Origin of the sequence: Streptomyces sp. NBC_00354 (genome assembly GCF_036106915.1) — a bacterium.
GTDB lineage: Bacteria > Actinomycetota > Actinomycetes > Streptomycetales > Streptomycetaceae > Streptomyces.
In genome coordinates this window covers 6342147-6362009 of sequence record NZ_CP107983.1, presented here as the reverse complement: position 1 = coordinate 6362009, position 19863 = coordinate 6342147, and the positions used below count along the sequence as shown (strand labels likewise).

18 protein-coding genes are annotated in these 19863 nt (G+C 71.1%); 8 read left to right on the top strand and 10 right to left on the bottom strand.

Features of this window, described 5'->3' with window-relative positions; translation table 11 throughout:
• Nucleotides 1–31: 31 nt before the first annotated feature.
• A complete protein-coding gene (locus OHT74_RS29190; RefSeq protein WP_266673156.1) occupies nucleotides 32–703 on the top strand; it encodes a FadR/GntR family transcriptional regulator in 672 nt (223 codons plus the stop codon).
• A 28-nt stretch (nucleotides 704–731) separates the two neighbouring features.
• Here the strand turns inward: OHT74_RS29190 and OHT74_RS29185 are convergent, their stop codons facing one another.
• The 3 genes from OHT74_RS29185 to fabG form a co-directional block, all read right to left on the bottom strand.
• Nucleotides 732–1163, bottom strand: coding sequence for a hypothetical protein (locus OHT74_RS29185; protein ID WP_443047589.1), 432 nt, complete (start codon nucleotides 1161–1163; stop codon nucleotides 732–734).
• Nucleotides 1164–1377: 214 nt separating this feature from the next.
• Entirely contained in the window at nucleotides 1378–2148 is a 771-nt protein-coding gene (gene fabI, locus OHT74_RS29180; RefSeq protein ID WP_266630537.1) for an enoyl-ACP reductase FabI, read from the bottom strand.
• Nucleotides 2149–2153: 5 nt separating this feature from the next.
• Nucleotides 2154–2873 carry a 3-oxoacyl-[acyl-carrier-protein] reductase gene (gene fabG / locus OHT74_RS29175; RefSeq protein WP_030162292.1) on the bottom strand — a complete coding sequence of 240 codons (720 nt, stop codon included), beginning with the start codon at nucleotides 2871–2873 and terminating at the stop codon, nucleotides 2154–2156.
• Between the two features lie 185 nt (nucleotides 2874–3058).
• Here fabG and OHT74_RS29170 point away from each other — a divergent pair, with 185 nt between their 5' ends.
• From OHT74_RS29170 to tyrS, 3 genes are read left to right on the top strand one after another with little or no spacing between them, the layout of a single operon-like run.
• Nucleotides 3059–4582: a TldD/PmbA family protein gene (locus OHT74_RS29170; RefSeq protein ID WP_328621835.1), complete on the top strand. Its 1524-nt coding sequence runs from the start codon at nucleotides 3059–3061 to the stop codon at nucleotides 4580–4582.
• A complete protein-coding gene (locus tag OHT74_RS29165) occupies nucleotides 4582–5976 on the top strand; it encodes a metallopeptidase TldD-related protein (RefSeq protein WP_266668324.1) in 1395 nt (464 codons plus the stop codon). Before OHT74_RS29170 ends, OHT74_RS29165 begins: the two co-directional genes overlap by 1 nt.
• Nucleotides 5977–6032: 56 nt before the next feature.
• Complete coding sequence (tyrS, locus tag OHT74_RS29160) at nucleotides 6033–7298, top strand: tyrosine--tRNA ligase (protein ID WP_266668322.1); 1266 nt, start codon at nucleotides 6033–6035, stop codon at nucleotides 7296–7298.
• Between the two features lie 80 nt (nucleotides 7299–7378).
• Here tyrS and OHT74_RS29155 read toward each other — a convergent pair whose 3' ends face one another.
• Nucleotides 7379–7657, bottom strand: a complete 279-nt coding sequence (locus OHT74_RS29155; protein ID WP_266668321.1) for a GlsB/YeaQ/YmgE family stress response membrane protein — start codon at nucleotides 7655–7657, stop codon at nucleotides 7379–7381.
• 233 nt (nucleotides 7658–7890) lie between these two features.
• Here OHT74_RS29155 and OHT74_RS29150 point away from each other — a divergent pair, with 233 nt between their 5' ends.
• Together OHT74_RS29150 and OHT74_RS29145 are read left to right on the top strand one after the other, a co-directional pair.
• Nucleotides 7891–8169, top strand: a complete 279-nt coding sequence (locus OHT74_RS29150; protein ID WP_051833067.1) for a DUF3099 domain-containing protein — start codon at nucleotides 7891–7893, stop codon at nucleotides 8167–8169.
• Nucleotides 8170–8315: 146 nt separating this feature from the next.
• Nucleotides 8316–8582: a hypothetical protein gene (locus tag OHT74_RS29145; RefSeq protein ID WP_266668319.1), complete on the top strand. Its 267-nt coding sequence runs from the start codon at nucleotides 8316–8318 to the stop codon at nucleotides 8580–8582.
• Nucleotides 8583–8854: 272 nt separating this feature from the next.
• Here OHT74_RS29145 and moaA read toward each other — a convergent pair whose 3' ends face one another.
• The 3 genes from moaA to OHT74_RS29130 form a co-directional block, all read right to left on the bottom strand.
• Nucleotides 8855–9844 (bottom strand): GTP 3',8-cyclase MoaA, encoded by a 990-nt coding sequence (gene moaA, locus OHT74_RS29140; RefSeq protein ID WP_328621834.1) that lies wholly within the window; start codon nucleotides 9842–9844, stop codon nucleotides 8855–8857.
• A gap of 193 nt (nucleotides 9845–10037) precedes the next feature.
• Nucleotides 10038–11669: a solute symporter family protein gene (locus OHT74_RS29135; protein ID WP_328621833.1), complete on the bottom strand. Its 1632-nt coding sequence runs from the start codon at nucleotides 11667–11669 to the stop codon at nucleotides 10038–10040.
• Nucleotides 11666–12031, bottom strand: a complete 366-nt coding sequence (locus OHT74_RS29130; protein WP_266668313.1) for a DUF485 domain-containing protein — start codon at nucleotides 12029–12031, stop codon at nucleotides 11666–11668. The genes OHT74_RS29135 and OHT74_RS29130 overlap by 4 nt, the downstream gene beginning before the upstream one ends.
• A gap of 262 nt (nucleotides 12032–12293) precedes the next feature.
• Here OHT74_RS29130 and OHT74_RS29125 point away from each other — a divergent pair, with 262 nt between their 5' ends.
• Entirely contained in the window at nucleotides 12294–13847 is a 1554-nt protein-coding gene (locus OHT74_RS29125; RefSeq protein WP_328621832.1) for a S8 family peptidase, read from the top strand.
• Between the two features lie 98 nt (nucleotides 13848–13945).
• On the opposite strand, the gene OHT74_RS29120 is transcribed toward OHT74_RS29125, so the two are convergent.
• The 3 genes from OHT74_RS29120 to OHT74_RS29110 are packed head-to-tail and all read right to left on the bottom strand — an operon-like array spanning nucleotide 13946 to nucleotide 16643.
• Entirely contained in the window at nucleotides 13946–14989 is a 1044-nt protein-coding gene (locus OHT74_RS29120; RefSeq protein ID WP_266668309.1) for a zinc-dependent alcohol dehydrogenase family protein, read from the bottom strand.
• A 56-nt stretch (nucleotides 14990–15045) separates the two neighbouring features.
• A complete protein-coding gene (locus OHT74_RS29115) occupies nucleotides 15046–15723 on the bottom strand; it encodes a lysoplasmalogenase (RefSeq protein ID WP_328621831.1) in 678 nt (225 codons plus the stop codon).
• Complete coding sequence (locus OHT74_RS29110) at nucleotides 15720–16643, bottom strand: sterol desaturase family protein (RefSeq protein ID WP_266668306.1); 924 nt, start codon at nucleotides 16641–16643, stop codon at nucleotides 15720–15722. Before OHT74_RS29110 ends, OHT74_RS29115 begins: the two co-directional genes overlap by 4 nt.
• A gap of 113 nt (nucleotides 16644–16756) precedes the next feature.
• Between OHT74_RS29110 and OHT74_RS29105 the strand changes: the two genes are divergently transcribed.
• A complete protein-coding gene (locus tag OHT74_RS29105; RefSeq protein ID WP_328621830.1) occupies nucleotides 16757–19849 on the top strand; it encodes an NACHT domain-containing protein in 3093 nt (1030 codons plus the stop codon).
• The last annotated feature ends 14 nt before the right edge of the window (nucleotides 19850–19863 follow it).

The following is a 19863-nucleotide window of genomic DNA, read 5'->3' as shown; positions in this document are numbered from 1 at the left end:
CAGACTGGACCTCCGAGAGGACCCCGCCCGCATGCCGCTGACCTCGCCCCGGCGATCCGCACTGGTCGACCAGGTGATCGCCCAGCTCAGGAACCAGATCACGTCCGGCGAATGGCCCGTCGGATCCCGCATCCCCACCGAGCCGGAGCTGGTGGAGCTGCTGGGCGTCGCCCGCAACACCGTGCGGGAGGCCGTCCGCGCCCTCGCGCACAACGGGCTCCTGGACATCCGGCAGGGCTCGGGTACGTACGTCATCGCCACCAGCGAGCTCGCCGGGGTGATGCACCGCCGCTTCGCGGGCGCCGACCCGCGGCACATCGCAGAGCTCCGCTCGACGCTCGAGTCCTCCGCGGCCCGGCTGGCGGCGGAGCGGCGGACCGAGCGGGATCTCGTACAGCTGGACGCGCTGCTGGCGCGGCGCGAGGAGGCCTGGGCGAGCGGGGAGGCGGAGCGGTTCGTGGCGGCGGACGTGGCGCTGCACATGGCGGTGGTGGCGGCCTCGCACAACGAGGTGCTCATCGAGCTGTACGCGGACCTCGGCGACCTGGTGGCGGACTGGCTGCGCACGGACGTCGGCACGGAGCTGGATCCCGCGTCGCACCTGGACCACGCCCGGCTGATCGAGGCGATCCGGCTCGGCGACGGGGACGCGGCGGCCTCGGAGGCGGCGGGCTATCCGTTCGTGTGCCTCGGCAGGAAGTAGCGCGGGGTTCGCGAGCGAGCCGGCCGGGTCACGGCCGCTGGTGGGTGACCCAGGCCGAGCGGACTTCCTTCCAGCAGCGGCCGGTGAGCTCGACCCGGCCGGCCGGTCCGACGGCCACGGCGGCGCTGTCCGCGTCCAGGTCCCACCAGCGGTCGCATTCCACGTGCAGGCGGACCAGATCGGTCTCCGGATAGCCGTTGTGGCAGGTCGCCGTCACGTGCGAGCCCTCGATCAGGGTGTCGCAGTCGGCGCCGAACAGCTCCCGGGCGGCGGGCGGCTCGGGCCGCAGGGGCGGCTCCGCGGGGATCTGGTCGAGGTCCACGACGGCGGGGGCCGCCGCCTCGGGCCCGAGGGCCGGGTCTCCCCCCTCGGGCTGCGCGACGGCGCCCGGGACCACGAGGCCCGTCAGGACCATTGAGGTGACCAGCAGCGATACCGCTCGGCTCCGCCTCCCGCGCACGGCCGCACCTCCTCCCCGCCGGAGCCGGGAAGATCCCGGCCCGGTCAGTTTGCAGGCATCTGTCCCGGTTTACGACTCGGGAAGATCCGGTCGCAGGGCGAAAATCTGATCGAGCGCCCGGCCGGAATCCCGCCCCCACCGGCACGTACGGCGGCGGCCGCGCCTCCCGGAAGGGAGACGCGGCCGCCGCCGTACGGACGTACAAGTGCCTCGCTCAGGCACCCATCGCGTGCAGGCCGCCGTCCACGTGGACGATCTCGCCGGTGGTCTTCGGGAACCAGTCCGACAGCAGGGCCACGACGCCCTTGCCCGCCGGCTCCGGGTCGCTCATGTCCCACTCCAGCATGGAGCGGGAGTTCCAGACGTCGGCCAGCTCCGAGAAGCCCGGGATGGACTTCGCGGCCATCGAGCCGATCGGACCGGCCGAGACCAGGTTGCAGCGGATCTTCTCCTTGCCCAGGTCCCGGGCGAGGTAGCGGCTGGTGGCCTCCAGCGCGGCCTTGGCCGGGCCCATCCAGTCGTACTGCGGCCACGCGTACTGCGCGTCGAAGGTGAGGCCGACGACGGCCGCGCCCTCCGCCGGGAACAGCGGCTTGCACGCCATGGTCAGCGACTTCAGCGAGAACGCCGAGACGTGCATGGCGGTCGCGACCGACTCGAACGGGGTGTTGAGGAAGTTGCCGCCCAGGGCGTCCTGCGGCGCGAAGCCGATGGAGTGCACGACCCCGTCGAGGCCGCCGAGCTCGTCGCGGACGAGGCCCTCCAGGCGGGCCAGGTGCTCGTCGTTGGTGACGTCGAGCTCGATCACCTTGACCGGCTTGGGCAGCTTCTTGGCGATGCGCTCGGTCAGCGTCGGGCGCGGCCACGCGGTGAGGATGACCTCGGCGCCCTGCTCCTGGGCCAGCCGGGCGGCGTGGAAGGCGATGGACGACTCCATCAGCACCCCGGTGATGAGGATGCGCTTGCCGTCGAGAATTCCGCTCATGGTGATCAGTGACCCATGCCCAATCCGCCGTCAACGGGAATGACGGCTCCTGTGATGTACGCGGCGTCGTCGGACGCCAGGAAGCTCACGGCTGCCGCGATCTCCTCGGGCTGCGCGTAGCGGCCCAGGGGCACCTGCCCCACGATGCCCGCGCGCTGCTCGTCGGTGAGCACCTTGGTCATGTCGGTGTCCACGAAACCGGGGGCCACGACGTTGAAGGTGATGTTGCGGGAGCCGAGCTCACGGGCGAGCGAGCGGGCGAAGCCGACCAGCGCGGCCTTGGAGGCTGCGTAGTTGGCCTGTCCGGCCGAGCCCAGCAGCCCGACGACCGAGGAGATCAGGACGACGCGGCCCTTCTTGGCACGCAGCATGCCACGGTTCGCGCGCTTGACCACCCGGAAGGTGCCGGTGAGGTTGGTGTCGACGACGGACGCGAAGTCCTCCTCGGACATGCGCATGAGCAGCGTGTCCTTGGTGATGCCGGCGTTGGCCACCAGCACCTCGACCGCGCCGTGCGCGTCCTCGATCTGCTTGTAGGCCTGCTCCACCTGCTCGGAGTCGGTGATGTCGCAGCGGACCGCCAGGACGCCGAGCGCGGTGAGCTCCTGCGGCGGCTCACCCGACCGGTACGTGATCGCGACCTTGTCGCCGGCCTGCGCGAAGGCTCGGGCGATGGCGAGGCCGATGCCCCGGTTTCCTCCGGTGACGAGAACCGAGCGGCTCAACGGATCACCCTTTCGACTAGCGGTCTGATTACCAAAAACCTATAGGCCGGGCCCCCCGAGCGGAGAATCGATCTCCCACAGGGCCTCGGTACGGGCTCTGTCGAGTCCCTACAGAAAGATGTAGGCACAAGCGCCCCGAGCGCGACATGATCGAGGCGACCGGCCCCGACCCCGGGAGGACTTCCGTGCCCCATTCCATCGACGCGGCCTTCACCGCGCTGCCCCTGCGGGCGCTCGCCGACGCGGCGCTCGCCCGGGCCCGCGCGCTGGGCTGCGACCATGCCGACTTCCGGCTCGAGCGGATCCGCAGCGCCTCCTGGCGGCTGCGGGACGCCAAGCCCGCCGGCGGCTCCGACACCACTGACCTCGGGTACGCGGTCCGCGTGGTGCACGGCGGCAGCTGGGGGTTCGCCTCCGGTGTGGACCTGACCATGGACGGCGCCGCCAAGGTGGCCTCGCAGGCCGTGGCCATGGCGAAGCTGTCCGCCCAGGTCATCAAGGCCGCCGGTTCCGAGGAGCGGGTCGAGCTCGCCGACGAGCCGGTGCACGCCGACAAGACGTGGATCTCCGCGTACGACGTGAACCCGTTCGAGGTGCCGGACGCCGAGAAGGCGGCCCTGCTCGCCGACTGGAGCGCCCGGCTGCTGGCCGCCGACGGGGTGGCGCACGTGGACGCCTCGCTGCTCGCCGTGCACGAGAACAAGTTCTACGCCGACACCGCCGGCACCATGACCACGCAGCAGCGCGTGCGCATCCACCCGCAGCTCACCGCGGTCGCCGTGGACTCCGGCACCGGAGAGTTCGACTCGATGCGCACCATCGCCCCGCCGGCCGGGCGCGGCTGGGAGTACCTGACCGGCACCGGCTGGGACTGGGACGCCGAACTCGAGCAGATCCCCGTACTGCTCGCCGAGAAGATGCGGGCGCCGAGCGTCGAGGCCGGGCGCTACGACCTGGTCGTGGACCCGTCCAACCTGTGGCTCACCATCCACGAGTCCATCGGCCACGCCACCGAGCTCGACCGGGCGCTGGGCTACGAGGCGGCGTACGCGGGGACGTCCTTCGCCACCTTCGACCAGCTCGGCAAGCTCAAGTACGGCTCCTCGATCATGAACGTGACCGGTGACCGCACCGCCGAGCACGGGCTCGCCACCGTCGGTTTCGACGACGAGGGCGTCCAGGCGCAGAGCTGGGACCTGGTCAAGGACGGCACGCTGGTCGGCTACCAGCTGGACCGGCGGATCGCGAAGCTCACCGACCTGGGCCGCTCCAACGGCTGCGCCTTCGCCGACTCCCCCGGGCACGTGCCCGTCCAGCGGATGGCGAACGTCTCGCTCCGGCCGGATCCGGGCGGGCTGTCCACCGAGGACCTGATCGGCGGGGTGGAGCGCGGCATCTACGTCGTCGGCGACCGCTCCTGGTCGATCGACATGCAGCGCTACAACTTCCAGTTCACCGGGCAGCGGTTCTTCCGGATCGAGAACGGCAAGCTGGCCGGGCAGCTGCGCGACGTCGCCTACCAGGCCACGACCACCGATTTCTGGGGCTCGATGGAGAAGGTCGGCGGGCCGCAGACCTACGTGCTGGGCGGCGCGTTCAACTGCGGCAAGGCCCAGCCGGGCCAGGTCGCGGCGGTCTCGCACGGCTGCCCGTCCGCGCTGTTCCGCGACGTGAACATCTTGAACACCACGCAGGAGGCGGGACGCTGATGTCGACGAATCGCACGAATCCACACGAGATCGTCGAGCGCGCGCTGGAGCTGTCCACCGCCGACGGCTGTGTCGTCATCGCCGACGAGGAGTCGACGGCCAATCTGCGCTGGGCGGGCAACACGCTCACCACCAACGGCGTCACCCGCGGCCGGACCCTGACGGTCATCGCCACGGTCGACGGCAAGGAGGGCACGGCCTCGGGGGTCGTGTCGCGCTCCGCCGTGACCACCGCGGACCTGGAGCCGCTGGTCCGGGCCGCCGAGGCCGCCGCACGCGGCGCAAGCCCGGCGGAGGACGCCCAGCCGCTGGTCACCGGCACCCCGTCCTCGCCGGACTTCACCGACGCCCCCGCCGAGACCTCATCGGCGGTCTTCGCGGACTTCGCGCCGGCCCTCGGCGAGGCCTTCGCCCGGGCCCGCGCCGGCGGCCGGGAGCTGTACGGCTTCGCCAACCACGAGCTGGTCTCCACGTACGTCGGCACCTCGACCGGGCTGCGGCTGCGCCACGACCAGCCGAACGGCACCCTGGAACTCAACGCGAAGTCCCCCGACCGGCAGCGCTCGGCCTGGGCCGGCCGCTCCACCCGGGACTTCAAGGACGTGGACCCGACCGTGCTGGACGCGGAGCTGGCCGTGCGGCTGGGCTGGGCCGAGCGGAAGATCGACCTGCCCGCCGGCCGGTACGAGACCCTGCTGCCGCCGACGGCCGTGGCCGACCTGCTCATCTACCAGATGTGGTCCGCGGCGGCCCGGGACGCGGTGGAGGGCCGGACGGTCTTCTCCAAGCCCGGCGGCGGCACCCGGCTCGGCGAGAAGCTGTCCGGGCTGCCGCTGACCCTGCGCAGCGACCCGAACGCGCCGGGCCTGGAGTCCGCGCCGTTCGTGATCGCGCACAGCTCGGGCGACGACGCCTCGGTCTTCGACAACGGCCTGCCGGTCCCGGCGACCGAGTGGATCCGGGACGGCCGGCTGGCCCGGCTGACCACGACCCGGCACAGCGCGGCGATGACCGGGATGCCGGTCTCGCCCGGCTTCGGGAACCTGCTCCTGGACGGCGGCGGCGACAAGTCGCTGGAGGAGATGGTGGCCGCCACCGAGCGGGGCCTGCTGCTGACCTGCCTCTGGTACATCCGCGAGGTCGACCCGGCGACGCTGCTGCTCACGGGCCTGACCCGGGACGGCGTGTACCTGGTGGAGAACGGCCAGGTCGTGGGCGAGGTGAACAACTTCCGGTTCAACGAATCGCCGGTGGACCTGCTGTCGCGGGCCTCGGAGGCGGGCCGGACCGAGAAGACCCTGCCGCGCGAGTGGAGCGACTGGTTCACCCGGGCCGCGATGCCCGCACTGCGGATCCCGGACTTCAACATGAGCTCGGTCAGCAAGGGCGTCTGATCCACCTAGACTGAATCCTTGGCGCGACGCACACCATCCGAAGGAGTCGAGAAACCGTGACGGACATCGTCGACGAGTTGAAGTGGCGCGGGCTCTTCGCCCAGTCCACCGACGAAGAAGCGCTCCGCAAGGCGTTCGCGGACGGTCCGGTCACCTTCTATTGCGGCTTCGACCCGACGGCCGCGTCGCTGCACGTGGGACACCTCGTACAGGTGCTGACCGTACGCCGGCTCCAGCAGGCCGGGCACCGGCCGCTGGCGCTGGTCGGCGGGGCCACCGGGCAGATCGGTGACCCGCGGCCGACCGCCGAGCGGACCCTGAACGACCCGGAGACCATCGCGAACTGGGTGACCCGGCTGCGCACCCAGATCGAACCGTTCCTGTCCTTCGAGGGCGAGAACGCGGCGCTCATGGTGAACAACCTGGACTGGACGGCGGGCATGTCGGCCATCGAGTTCCTGCGGGACATCGGCAAGCACTTCCGGGTCAACAAGATGCTGACGAAGGACTCGGTCGCCAAGCGGCTCGACTCCGACCAGGGCATCAGCTACACCGAGTTCAGCTACCAGCTGCTCCAGGGAATGGACTTCCTGGAGCTGTACCGGCGCTACGGCTGCGTGCTCCAGCAGGGCGGCTCCGACCAGTGGGGCAACCTGACGGCCGGGCTCGACCTGATCCACCGGGTCGAGCCGGGCGCGGTCGTGCACGCGCTGGCGACCCCGCTGATGGTCAAGGCGGACGGCACCAAGTTCGGCAAGTCCGAGAGCGGGGCCGTGTGGCTCGACCCGGAGATGACCACGCCGTACGCGTTCTACCAGTTCTGGCTGAACGTGGACGACCGGGACATCTCCACCTACATGCGGATCCTCTCCTTCAAGTCCCGCGAGGAGCTGGAGGAGCTGGAGGCGCAGACCGCCGAGCGGCCGCAGGCGCGCGCCGCCCAGCGGGCGCTGGCGGAGGAGCTGACCACGCTGGTGCACGGCGCCGATCAGTGCGCGGCCGTGATCGCCGCGTCGAAGGCGCTGTTCGGCCAGGGCGAGCTGGCGGACCTGGACGAGGCCACGCTGGCCGCCGCCCTGTCCGAGCTGCCGCACGCCCGGGTCGGCGAGCTCGGCCTGGTGGTGGACCTGCTCGCGGAGACCGGGCTGGTGGCGAGCAAGTCGGCCGGCCGCCGGACCGTGAAGGAGGGCGGCGCCTACGTGAACAACGCGAAGGTGACCGCCGAGGACGCGGTCCCCGCCAAGGAGGACCTGCTGCACGGGCGCTGGCTGGTGCTGCGCCGCGGCAAGAAGAACCTGGCGGCGGTCGAGGTCACGGGCTGACGCCCGGAGCCTGACACCTGAGCGCGGCGGAGGGGCCGGTCCGGACACCACGTCCGGCCGGCCCCTCCGTCGTGCCGCCCTCAGGTCATCTGCTTGCTGCCGCCCCTGAGCGACTTGTAGGCCATCTCACCGAGAGCCACGATCAGCACTGCTCCGGCAAGTTGCAGCAAGTGCCTGGTCCAGTCGATGCCCCTGGTTTCCCCGACGCCGATCCATACCGCGACGGCGTTGCCGAGGATGCCGCCGGCGATGCCGAACAGGGTGGTCAGCCAGAGGGGCTGATGCTGCTTGCCCGGCAGGACGGCCCGGGCTATGAGGCCCAGCACGAAACCGACGATGATCGCCCACAACCATGACATGTCGAGCCTCCTCGTGGCGCGTTGTGCGCATGTGGGCCCAGTTTCGACCCGTCCGGCGTACTGCGCATTTCGGACAGCCCCGTTCGGGGGACACCCCCTCTCCTCGCCACGGGTGCGGCGGCGTACGGTGGGAGGATCCGGACCGGGGAGTGTCCGGCAGGCGGATCGGGCGGTGGAGCGTGGAGCGGAAGAAGCGGAACGGGGCCGAGGTCTTCCGGATCACCGGAGCCCGGATGGGCCTCGACGAGGACGTGCGGGGAAGGCAGCGCCGGTACGTCATCTCGATGTCGATCAGGACGCTGTCGGTCCTGGCGACGGTGATCCTGTGGAACGTGGAACGTCATGTGGCGATCGTGACGCTCATCGCGGGCGCGCTGCTGCCGTACGTGGCCGTGGTCATCGCCAACGCGGGACGCGAGTCGACCCCCTCGCTGCCCTCTCACTTCATCCCGTCACCTGTGCGTCCGGCACTGAACACGGGAAACCTCAATAAAAGCTCAGATCAATCATGAAGTTCCGGTGCACTGCACCGGGTCCTGCGTGACATACTGCCTACGCGCTCCGCATCCCCCGTCGGAGCGACGGACCGACGCCGGGCAGCTCCCCCCGTGGCTGCTCGGCGTCGCCCTTCCGTGACAGGGGTTTGTAGGGTTGAGGCGTGAACTCCCCTGACTCCCCCGACTCCGCTCGCTCCACCGCTTCCGTGGACGCGCCCACCTGCTCGGCCAAGGGCTGCCGCGACGCGGCCGTCTGGGTCCTGGCGTGGAACAACCCGAAGCTGCACACCCCGGAGCGCCGCAAGACCTGGCTGGCGTGCGGGGAACACCGCGAACACCTCTCCCAGTTCCTGGGGGTCCGCGGTTTCCTCAAGGACGTCGTGAAGCTCGACGAATGGGTCCAGCCGGAGGGCTCGGAACGCCTCTAGGCCCTGTCGTCAAAGTGGCGCCTGGCCCGCGACGCTCCCCCAGCTACCGCTGGGAGGTACCCCCAGGCACCGCACCTCGCCGCGTTGTCGGAGCGCCCGAGTACGTCCAGTACGCGGGCGCCCCTCCGCCTTGCGATGCACGGCGCCGGACGCCACGGGCCTGACCGGCGCCACTTTGACGACAGGACCTAGCCGCCCCGGCCCGCGCCGGACGCCACGGGCCTGACCGGCGCCACTTTGACGACAGGACCTAGCCGCCCCGGCCGGTGCCCTCAGCCGCCGATCGCGGACATCGGGCGGTCGGGCTGCAGGAAGGACGGGTCGTCGAGACCGGACCCGGCCTTCTTGCCCCACATCGCCACCTTCCACAGGCGGGCGATCTCCTCGTCCGGGGCGCCGGAGCGCAGGGCTCCGCGCAGGTCCGACTCCTCCGTGGCGAACAGGCACGTACGGACCTGCCCGTCGGCGGTGAGCCGGGTGCGGTCGCAGGCGCTGCAGAAGGGCCTGGTCACCGAGGCGATCACGCCGACCGTGGCCGGGCCGTCGTCGACCGTCCAGCGCTCGGCCGGGGCGGATCCGCGCTCCGTGGCGCCTTCCTCGGTGAGCGTGAAGCGGGTGCGCAGCGACGCGAGGATGTCCCCGGCGGTGATCATGCCGTCGCGCTTCCAGCCGTGCTGGGCATCGAGGGGCATCTGCTCGATGAAGCGGAGCTCGTACTCGTTCTCCACGGCCCAGGCGAGCAGGTCGGGGGCCTCGTCGTCGTTCAGGCCCGGCATCAGGACGGCGTTGACCTTGACGGGGGTCAGGCCGGCCTCGCGGGCGGCGGCCATGCCGTCGATGACGTCGCGGTGCCGGTCACGCCGGGTGAGGGTCTTGAAGACCTCGGGCCGCAGGGTGTCCAGCGAAACGTTTACTCGGTCCAGTCCGGCGGCCTTGAGCGCCTGTGCGGTGCGCTTGAGGCCGATGCCGTTGGTGGTGAGGGACATCTTGGGGCGGGGCTCCAGCGCCGCGCACTGCTCGACGATCCCGACCAGGCCGGGGCGGAGCAGCGGCTCGCCGCCGGTGAAGCGGACCTCGGTGATCCCGAGCTGCGTGACGGCGATCCGGATCAGCCGGACGATCTCCTCGTCACTCAGCAGATCTGATTTCCCGAGCCACTGCAGACCCTCCTCGGGCATGCAGTACGTACAGCGCAGGTTGCACCGGTCGGTGAGCGAGACACGCAGGTCAGTGGCCACGCGGCCATAGGTGTCGAGAAGCATTTCAGGCCCCCTCCCCTGTCCGGTTCGTAGAGGTTCGCGCCACCTCGGAGAAACGCCTGGCGCCGTAATCGAGCCTACGCGACGCATATGAGGCGTAGGGATGCCGGAATGAACGAGACGCGACGTGGCCGCGTCGTAGGGAAGTACGACGCGGCCACGCTGTGTGTTCGGCCCATGTCACATGAGCACAGTCTCAGTGCGCGCCGGTTCCCGTAAGGGAGCGGACCTCGAGTTCCGCGAACTTCCGGGGGTCGGCCTTCTCCTTCGACAGGACGGTTCCCAGCCAGCCCAGCAGGAAGCCGAGCGGGATCGAGACGATGCCCGGGTTCTCCAGGGGGAACCAGTAGAAGTCGGCGTCCTTGAACATCGAGGTGGGCTTCCCGGAGACGACCGGCGAGAAGAGCACCAGGACGACCGCGGAGACGAGGCCGCCGTAGGTCGACCACAGCGCACCCTGGGTGCTGAACCGCTTCCAGAAGAGGCTGTAGAGGATGGTCGGCAGGTTGGCGGAGGCGGCGACGGCGAAGGCGAGGGCGACGAGGCCGGCGACGTTGAGGTCGCGGGCGAGGGCCCCGAGGCCGATGGCGACGGCGCCGATCACGACCGTGGACCAGCGGGCCGCCCGGACCTCCTCCTGCTCGGTGGCGTTGCCCTTGCGGATCACGTTCACGTACAGGTCGTGGGCGAACGACGAGGAGGAGGCGAGGGTGAGTCCGGCCACCACCGCGAGGATGGTGGCGAAGGCGACCGCGGAGATCACGGCGAGCAGGACGGCGCCGCCCGTAGAGCCCGCGCCGCCGCCGAGTTCCTGGGCGACCAGCGGGGCCGCGGTGTTGCCGGCCTTGTTGGAGGCGATGATGTCGGTGCGCTTGAGCAGGGCCGCGGCGCCGAATCCGAGGGCGATGGTCATCAGGTAGAAGGCGCCGATGATGCCGATGGCCCAGTTCACGGACTTGCGGGCGGCCTTGGCCGTGGGAACCGTGTAGAAGCGGATCAGGATGTGCGGCAGGCCGGCGGTGCCGAGGACCAGGGCGATGCCGAGCGAGATGAAGTCCAGCTTCGTCGTCGCGTCCTTGCCGTACTTGAGACCGGGCTCCAGGAACTTGGTGCCCTGGCCGCTGTTCTCGGCCGCCTTGCCCAGCAGGTCGGAGATGTTGAAGTTGAACTTCAGCAGCACCAGGAAGGTGATGAGCAGAGCGCCCGCGATGAGCAGGACGGCCTTGATCATCTGGACCCAGGTGGTGCCCTTCATACCGCCGATGGTGACGTAGAGGATCATCAGCAGGCCGACCAGCGCGACGACCGCGACCTTGCCGCCGTCGCTGGTGATGCCGAGGAGCAGCGAGACGAGCACGCCGGCGCCGGCCATCTGGGCGAGCAGGTAGAAGATCGAGACGACGATGGTCGAGGTGCCGGCGGCGGTACGGACGGGCCGCTGGCGCATCCGGAACGCGAGGACGTCGCCCATCGTGTAGCGGCCGGAGTTGCGCAGCGGCTCGGCGACGAGCAGCAGGGCGACCAGCCAGGCCACGAGGAAGCCGATGGAGTAGAGGAAGCCGTCGTAGCCGAAGAGCGCGATGGCGCCGGCGATGCCGAGGAACGACGCGGCGGACATGTAGTCGCCGGAGATGGCGAGGCCGTTCTGGAAGCCGGTGAACTGGCGGCCGCCCGCGTAGAAGTCGGCGGCGTCCTTGGTCTGGCGGCCGGCCCAGATCGTGATGATGAGGGTGGCGACGACGAACAGCCCGAACAGCGTGATGATCAGCGGCCGGTGCTCGGTGGCGCCCGCGGCCACGTTCGTCGCGAGGTGGAGGGTGCCGCTCATTCGCCGGCCTCCATCCGCGCCTTGATCGCCGCGCCCTTGGGGTCGAGCTTCGCGGCGGCGTGCCGGGAGTACAGCCAGGCGATGAGGAAGGTCGTCGCGAACTGGGCGAGGCCGAACACGAGGGCGACGTTGATGTTGCCGAAGAGCTTGGTCCCCATGAAGCCGCCGGCGTAATTGGACAGCAGGACGTAGAGCAGGTACCAGGCGATGAAGGCCACGGTGAGCGGGAAGGCGAAGGAGCGGTAGGAACTGCGCAGTTCGGCGAATTCGGCGCTCTGCTGAACGGCTGTGAACTCTTCGGCCGTGGGGCTCGCCGTGGATGTTCCCGCGCTGCCGTGCGGCGGCGCTGCTTCGGTGGTCACGGGGGGTTCTCCTTGTGACGCGGGTGCGGTGGGGACGACGGACAAAACAACCTCCGTGTGGGGGGACGGTGGCGCTGAGTCCCCCTGCCCAACGGCACGGCCGGCGCGGCGGGACGGTTCAACACCTGTGGATTCTTCGGAAACTGATTTCTCGAACTCATGGCGGAAAGGCGAACGGCGGCACTAGGTTCACCTGTCATGAACCCGTCGTCCTGCGCGACCACGCGCGGGCGGCTTCTTTCACGGATGATGTGGAGAACCCATGGCTCAGCTGGGGTCACGATCCCCTAAGAGGCACGGTCGTCTTGCCGTACCGGTCGGCCTGGCGCTCACCGCCTCGCTCGCCTTCCTGCCCTCGGTCGCGGCCTCCGCCGCCCCGCTGGGCAACACGGCGGGTACGGCGGCCGCGGCGAAGCCCGACACCACCGGCCCCAAGCTCTCGTACGTCGCGAACCTGAACACGTACGCCACGGTGAAGGCCGCGAAGAAGGCCATCGAGCGGGCCGGCGGAACGGTGGTGACGTCCTATGAGCAGATCGGGGTCGTCGTCGCACACTCCCAGAACCCGGACTTCGCCAAGCAGCTGCGCGCACAGCGCGGCCTGTTCGTGTCGGTCGGCGCCACCCGGACGGCCCCCCTCCAGCCGGTGCAGACCACCGAGGAGGGCACGACGCAGAAGCTGAGCGCGGCGGACGCCGCCAAGGCGGCATCGGCCGCCGCGGACGGCCAGGAGCCGCTGGAGCCGAACCAGTGGGACCTGCGGGCGATCAAGGCCGATCAGGCGCACAAGATCAACGATGGCAGCCGGGACGTCACGGTGGGCGTCATCGACACGGGTGTCGACGACACCCACCCGGATCTCGCGGCGAACTTCTCCAAGGGCCAGTCGGCCAACTGCGTCGGCGGCGTCGCGGACACCACCGAGGGCGCGTGGCGCCCGTACGCCGACGGCAGCGACCACGGCACGCACGTGGCCGGCACCATCGCGGCCGCGCGCAACGGCATCGGCATCTCGGGCGTCGCGCCCGGCGTGCAGGTCGCCGCGATCAAGGTGAGCGAGCCGGGCACCAGCCTGTTCTTCACCGAGGCGGTCGTCTGCGGCTTCATGTTCGCCGCCGAGAAGGGGATCGAGGTGACCAACAACAGCTACTACGTCGACCCCTGGCTCTACAACTGCAAGGCGGACGACGACCAGAAGGCGCTGGTGGAGGCTCTCGGCCGGGCGACCAAGTACGCCGAGCGCAAGGGTGTGCTCAGCGTGGCCTCGGCCGGCAACTCGAACCACGACCTGGCGTCGAACGCGATCGTCGACGACACGAGCCCGGACGACGGCACCCCGGTCCCGCGCACGATCGACCCGCACGTCTGCCTGGACCTGCCCACCCAGCTGCCGGGTGTGGTCACGGTGAGCGCGACCGGCGACCAGGGCTTCAAGTCGTACTACTCCAGCTTCGGCCTGGGCGTCGTCGACGTCGCCGCCCCCGGCGGCGACAAGTGGCAGGTCCCGGCCACGCCGGACGCCAACGGCCGCGTGCTGTCGACCCTGCCGGGCGGCGGCTACGGCTACAAGCAGGGCACCTCGATGGCCGGACCGCACGTCGCGGGCGTGGCGGCGCTCCTCAAGAGCGCGCACCCGTCGGCCACGCCGTCGCAGCTCCAGGCCATGCTGAAGGCCCAGGCCACCAAGGCGGCCTGCCCCGAGAAGGTCTACGACGGCACGGGCGCGCTGGTCGACGCCACCACCTGCCAGAGCAAGTGGGGCCAGACCGGCTACTACGGCTACGGCGTGGTGGACGCGCTGAAGGCCGTGAAGTAGGCGCTTCGCTTGAACACCTGAACGCTTGAACAGGCGGAGGGGCCGGGCTTCGGGGGAATTCCCCCGAAGCCCGGCCCCTCCTGTCGTCACTCAGGCCGTCAGGGCTTGATGAGCACCTTCAGCGCGCTGCGGTCGTCCATCGCGCGGTAGCCGTCCGGGACCTCGTCCAGGGACACGGCCCGGTCGAAGACGGGCGCCGGGTCGATCGCGCCGCTCAGCACGTCCTCCAGCAGCTCCGGTATGTACGCGCGCACCGGGGCGACGCCGCCGCGCAGGGTGATGTTGCGGTCGAACATCACGCCGAGGTCGAGGCCGGTGCCGCTGCCGTGCGGGACGCCGACGTAGCCGATGGCCCCGCCGTCGCGGGTGATGTTCACGGCGGTGCGCATGGACTGCTCGGTGCCGACCGCCTCGATGACCGCGTGCGCGCCCTGGCCGCGGGTGAGCTCGCGGACGGCCGCCTCGGCGGCCTCCCCGCGCTCGGCGACGACGTCGGTGGCCCCGAAGAGCTTGGCGATGTCCGTACGGACGGTGTGGCGGCCCAGAGCGATGATCCGCTCGGCGCCCAGGCGCTTGGCGGCGAGGACCCCGCACAGGCCGACCGCGCCGTCACCGACGACGGCCACGGTGGAGCCCTTGCGCACGCCCGCGCCCAGCGCGGCGTGGTGCCCGGTGCCCATGACGTCGGAGAGCGCGAGCAGCCCGGTCAGCAGGTGGTCGTCGGAGACGGCCTCGCCGGGCAGCTTCACGAGGGTGCCGTCGGCGTGCGGCACACGGACGGCCTCGCCCTGGCCTCCGTCGTGGCCGACCGAGCCCCAGAAGCCGCCGTACACGCAGGAGGTGTACAGGCTCTCGGAGCAGTAGTGGCAGGTGCCGTCGGACCACATGAAGGGGGAGACGACGAGGTCCCCGGCCTTCAGACCGGACACGGCGGAGCCGGTCTCCTCGACGACGCCGAGGAACTCGTGGCCGATGCGCTGGCCGGGCTGGCGCGCGGCCTCTCCGCGGTAGGCCCACAGGTCGCTGCCGCAGATACAGGCACGCAGGACGCGGACGACGGCGTCCTCGGGGCGCTGGATCGCAGCGTCGGGCACCTCCTCCACGCGGATGTCGTGCGGGGCGTGGATGACGGTGGCGCGCATGGTGGTGCAGTCCTCCGGTTCAGGATCGTTCAGTCTTGTACGACTGTGGAACCGTCCTACCGTACGCCTGCTTCCCGGGAGGTCGCGCCAGTGGCCAGCAGGTACTGGGCGGCGACGTAGGTGGCCATGATCCAGAAGTCGGGGCGCGGCAGCTGTGGCCAGTCGGCGACCCCGGTGGCGATCAGGGTGTCGGAGAGCAGGAACAGGGCGCCGCCGAGGCCGGCGCGCAGGCCGAGGGCGCTGGAGCGGTAGGCCATGGCGGTGAGCAGCAGGCTGTACCCGGCGACCGGGATGCGCAGGTCGGCCGGCAGGTCGCCCCAGAGCAGGCCGACGGTCCCGAGGAGGGCGACGGCGTACGCGCCCCCGAGCGCGGGATGCATCCTGCCCCGGCCGAAGAGCACGAGGTAGCAGACGTGCCCGGCGGCGAAGGAGCCCATGCCGACGAGGAACGCGGGGTCGGCGTCGAAGAGGAGGGCCAGGTCCCCGCCCCACCCGAAGAGCAGGGCGGCGATCAGCAGGCGGGGCGCCCGCCTGCTGATCACGTACGCGACGAGCAGCGGCATCAGCAGCGGCTTGGCGAGGACGTGCCCGAGGTGCCAGCCGGCCAGCAGCGAGCCGAGGTCGGCTGCGGTGGCGGCGGCGAAGGCGCCGAGCAGGATCCGGCCGCGCGCCCCGTCGGCGGCGGCCGCTGCGGGCCGGGCCCAGGAGGGCGTACGGGACTCGGTGTCGCTCACGCGGCGTGCTCCGAGGCCTTCGCGGGGGCGGCGGACTCGGTGGTGGGCTCGGCGGCGGACGCGGCGGCGGCGCTCTCGGCCGCCACCGGGGCGGCGGGCTGCCAGCCGGGGCCGCGGAAGACGCGTCCGGCGCGCTCGCGCCAGCTGCCGGCGGCGCGGACGTCGCGGGCGATGGCGGCGTACTCGTGGGTGGCGACCCGCAGCGGGTTGTAGGTGCTGATGTTCTTGGTGAGCCCGTAGACGGGCTTGTCGGTCTCGCCCACCCAGGAGCCGAACATCCGGTCCCAGACGATCAGGATCCCGCCGAAGTTGCGGTCCAGGTAGCCGCCCTGGGAGGCGTGGTGGACGCGGTGGTGGGAGGGGGTGTTGAAGACGTACTCGTAGGCCCGCGGCAGCTTGCCGATGCGCTCGGTGTGGACCCAGAACTGGTAGAGGAGGTTGATCCCGTAGCAGAACGGGATCGCGGCCGGGTGCACGCCGAGGGCGACCATCGGCAGGTAGAACCACCAGGTGGTCGCGCTGGTCCACGGCTGGCGCAGGGCCGTGGTGAGGTTGAAGTTCCGGCTGCTGTGGTGGACGACGTGGCAGGCCCACAGGATCCGGATGACGTGGTGCCCGCGGTGCTGCCAGTAGTAGAGGAAGTCCTGGGCGAGCAGCATCAGCAGGGCGGTCCACCACAGGAACGGCACGCGCAGCGGGGTCAGTTCGTAGACCGCGGTGAAGACGGCGACGACCGGGAGCTTCCACAGCAGGTCGAAGCCGATGCTGCCGAGCCCCATGGCGACGCTCGTGGCCGCGTCCTTGGTGTCGTAGCCGGCGGCATCCTCGTCGGGATGGAGCCGGTAGCTCACCACCTCGATGACGGTGAGCAGTACAAAGGCGGGTATGGACCACAGCACGACATCGGGCAGGTTCGGCATGCCCGCACCATAGAGCGGGTTCGGGGGCTTCGCTAGGGGTTGTTACCGATCGGTATCCATCGGGGTTACCGGCGGTTCACGCGATGATGTCCGAGCCAAGGGGAGGGCAGGGGATGACGGGCTTCGAGACGGTTCTCTTACGGGTGGCGGGTACGGCGGCGGGGGCACTGGTGAAGTCCCTGCTGAGCCGGTCCCCGGGGGCCGGGCTGGCGGTGGATCCGGCCGCCCCGGTCCCGCGGTGGCGCCGGCCGGCGGAGCTGGGGGCGGCGGAGGTGCGCCGCCTCGCCGAGACCCTGGCGGCCAGACTGGGCGAGGCCACGCGCGGCCTCCCGGAGCACGAGCGCCTGGCGGCCCTCGACGCGGTGGGCGACGCCTTCGCGGCGCTGGGCCCGCTGAATGCGGAGTCCCTCTTCGCCGCGGACCTGGACCCGCATGCACTGGCAGCGGCGCTGCCACCACCATCCGGTGCGGGCCTGAGCCGGCCGGCCGAGGCCGTCTACCGCGACCTGGTCCGGCTGTGCTGCGTCCACGCGGTGGAGTACCTGACGACCCTGCCGGGCTTCGGGGCCCGGGCGGATGTGGAACTGGTCCGCCGGACGGGCGAGCTGGCGCGCGCGGTGGACCGGCTGGGCGACCGCTCGAGCGGTACCGCCCACGCCTTCGAGGAGCAGTACGCGCGCTACGTCGCCGAAACCCACAGCCGCCTCCAGCTGTTCGGCCTGACCCTCAGCCACGCCCGCCAGGAGTGGCCGCTGGACCTGGCGTACATCAGCCTGGCGGTGACGGGCGAGCAGCTGCTGGAGGAGCCGGGCCGCCACTCGGCGATGAAGACCGAGCTGGCGCTGAGCACGTCCGAGCGTGTACTGCTGCGCGGCCCGGCGGGTTCGGGCAAGAGCACCCTGGTGCAGTGGCTGGCCCTGAATGCGGCGAGACGGAGCTTCAAGCTCGGCCTGCGCCACTGGAACACGCTCGTCCCCTTCGTCCTGCGGCTGCGCTCGTTCAACTCGCCCGAGGGCCTGCCGATGCCGGAGAACTGGCTGCGCGCCTCGGGCGTGCCGCTGCGGGCCCCGGAGGGATGGGTCGAGAACCTGCTGTCCGAAGGGCGGGCACTCGTCCTGGTCGACGGCGTCGACGAGGTGCCGTCCAAGCTCCGCAGCCGCACGGAGGAGTGGCTCAGATCCCTGCTCGCGGCCTATCCCCGGGCCCGCTACGTGGTGACCACCCGCCCGTCGGCGGTCCCGGAGGACTGGCTGACCGGGCAGGCCTTCTCCCTCCTCTCCCTGCTGCCGATGGAGCGCGCCGACGTGAGCGCGTTCATCACGCACTGGCACGACTCCGCCCGCGCCGAGTGCGGCTCCGAGGAGGAGCGGGACAGCCTGGACCGGTACGAGAAATCGCTGATCCAGTCCGTCGGTTCCCGCCGGGACCTGGGATGGCTGGCCTCGAACCCCCTCATGTGCGCCCTGCTGTGCGCCCTGAACCGGGACCGCCACATGCACCTGCCGAGGGCGCGCAAGGAGCTGTACGACGCCGCCCTGGACATGCTCCTCGTACGCCGGGACACCGAGCGGGACATCTCCGGTGTCGAGGGCGTGTACCTCAGCAGGGACGAGCAGACCCTGCTGCTCCAGCGGCTCGCGTACTGGCTCATCCGCAACGGCCAGGTGGAGGCCTCCTGCACGGAGGCCGAGGAGATGGTGGGCGAGTGGCTCGGCGCCATGCCCCAGGTACGGGCGCAGGCCGGCGCCGAGCAGGTGTTCCGGCACCTGCTGATCCGCAGCGGGCTGCTGCGGGAGCCGGTACCCGGATCGGTCCACTTCGTGCACCGCACCTTCCAGGACTACCTGGGGGCCAAGGCGGCCGTGGAGGCACGGGACTTCGGCGTGCTGGTGGGCAACGCCCACGAGGACGCGTGGGAGGACGTGGTCCGCATGGCGGTGGGGCACGCCCGCCCCGACGAGCGCGCACGCCTGCTCCGGCAGCTGCTGCGGCGGGCCGACAAGGTCAAGCGGGACCACAGCCGGCTGGTGCTGCTGGCTGCGGCCTGCCTGGAGCACGCCCCGGAACTGGACCCCGAGGTCTGGCACGAGGTGGAGGCGCGTACGGCGCACCTGCTGCCGCCGCACTCGGTGGGGCAGGCCGAGGAGCTGGCCAAGGCGGGCGAGCTGGTCCTGGAGCTCCTGCCGGGCCCGAAGGGCCTGGACGAGCAGCAGGCCGCCGCCGTCATCCGTACGGCCGCACTGGTCGGCGGGGAGCGGGCGCTCCAGGTCATCGCCGGCTTCCGGAGGGACGACCGCTACGACGTGGTCCATGAACTGTCCGACTCCTGGGGGCGGTTCCCCACCGATACGTACGCGGACGCGGTCCTGGCCGACGCCCCCGTGCGCGTCGGACACCTGCACGTCCGCACGCCGGAGCAGCTGGCCGTGCTCGGCCGGATGCCCCACATACGGCGGGTCCACCTCACCTGGAACGGCGCCGTCCCGACGGACATATCCGGGCGGCGGGACCTGGAGTGGCTGGTCATCCACCGCAATCCGAGCCTGACCGATCTCGCACCGCTGGCCGGGCATCCGACGCTGCGGCACCTCGGCGTGCTGGACTGCCCGGAGGTCACGGGCATCGAGGCGGTCGCCGAGCTGTCGGCGGACAGCCTCGCCTTCGGCTACCTCCGGGAGGGTCTCTCGCTGGCCCCGCTGGCGGCAGTCGACGGGCTCAAGTCCCTGGTCATCGGTTTCGAGCCGGCGCAGCGGTGGATCGGGGACGTCCCTGCGGCCGAGGGGCTGACCTCCCTGGCCCTGTGGCAGGGCGTCCGCAGGATGACCCTCGACGGGATCGAGCGGTGGCCGGGGGTGAAGGACCTGACGATCGCGGGCAGCCTGCAGTACCGGCAGCTGATCCGCTCGCTCCCGCTCCCGGGGCTCGGCTCCCTGCAGATCCGGCACGCCGCACCCGTGTCGGTCGCGGCTCTCCTGCCGTATCAGCGCCTGACCGAACTCGTGCTGATCAGGTGCGTGTTCGAGGGGACGCTGGAGCCGCTGACCGAGCTGCCCGGGCTGCGGCTGCTCGTCCTGCGCGAATGCCTCGGAACGGTGGACCTCTCGCCCTTCGCGGAGGTGGACGGGCTGGTCATCGAGGTGGACCGGCGCACCAGCGTGATCGGCACCGAGAGCATCCCGCCGGAGCGGCTCGTGTACAAGAACTGAGCCGCCCGGCGGGA

Coding starts and splice junctions, on each gene's coding strand:
- OHT74_RS29190 (WP_266673156.1), top strand. CDS start 32: ATGCCGCTGACCTCGCCCCGGCGATCCGCACTGGTCGACCAGGTGATC.
- OHT74_RS29105 (WP_328621830.1), top strand. CDS start 16,757: ATGACGGGCTTCGAGACGGTTCTCTTACGGGTGGCGGGTACGGCGGCG.
- OHT74_RS29120 (WP_266668309.1), bottom strand. CDS start 14,989: ATGCGCGCCACCGTCATCCACGCCCCGCACGACATCCGCGTGGAGGAG.
- OHT74_RS29135 (WP_328621833.1), bottom strand. CDS start 11,669: ATGAGCGGCACCCTCCACCTCGCGACGAACGTGGCCGCGGGCGCCACC.
- OHT74_RS29155 (WP_266668321.1), bottom strand. CDS start 7,657: ATGTCATGGTTGTGGGCGATCATCGTCGGTTTCGTGCTGGGCCTCATA.
- fabI (WP_266630537.1), bottom strand. CDS start 2,148: ATGAGCGGAATTCTCGACGGCAAGCGCATCCTCATCACCGGGGTGCTG.
- OHT74_RS29125 (WP_328621832.1), top strand. CDS start 12,294: ATGGCTCAGCTGGGGTCACGATCCCCTAAGAGGCACGGTCGTCTTGCC.
- OHT74_RS29110 (WP_266668306.1), bottom strand. CDS start 16,643: ATGCCGAACCTGCCCGATGTCGTGCTGTGGTCCATACCCGCCTTTGTA.
- moaA (WP_328621834.1), bottom strand. CDS start 9,844: ATGCTTCTCGACACCTATGGCCGCGTGGCCACTGACCTGCGTGTCTCG.
- OHT74_RS29150 (WP_051833067.1), top strand. CDS start 7,891: ATGGGCCTCGACGAGGACGTGCGGGGAAGGCAGCGCCGGTACGTCATC.
- OHT74_RS29165 (WP_266668324.1), top strand. CDS start 4,582: ATGTCGACGAATCGCACGAATCCACACGAGATCGTCGAGCGCGCGCTG.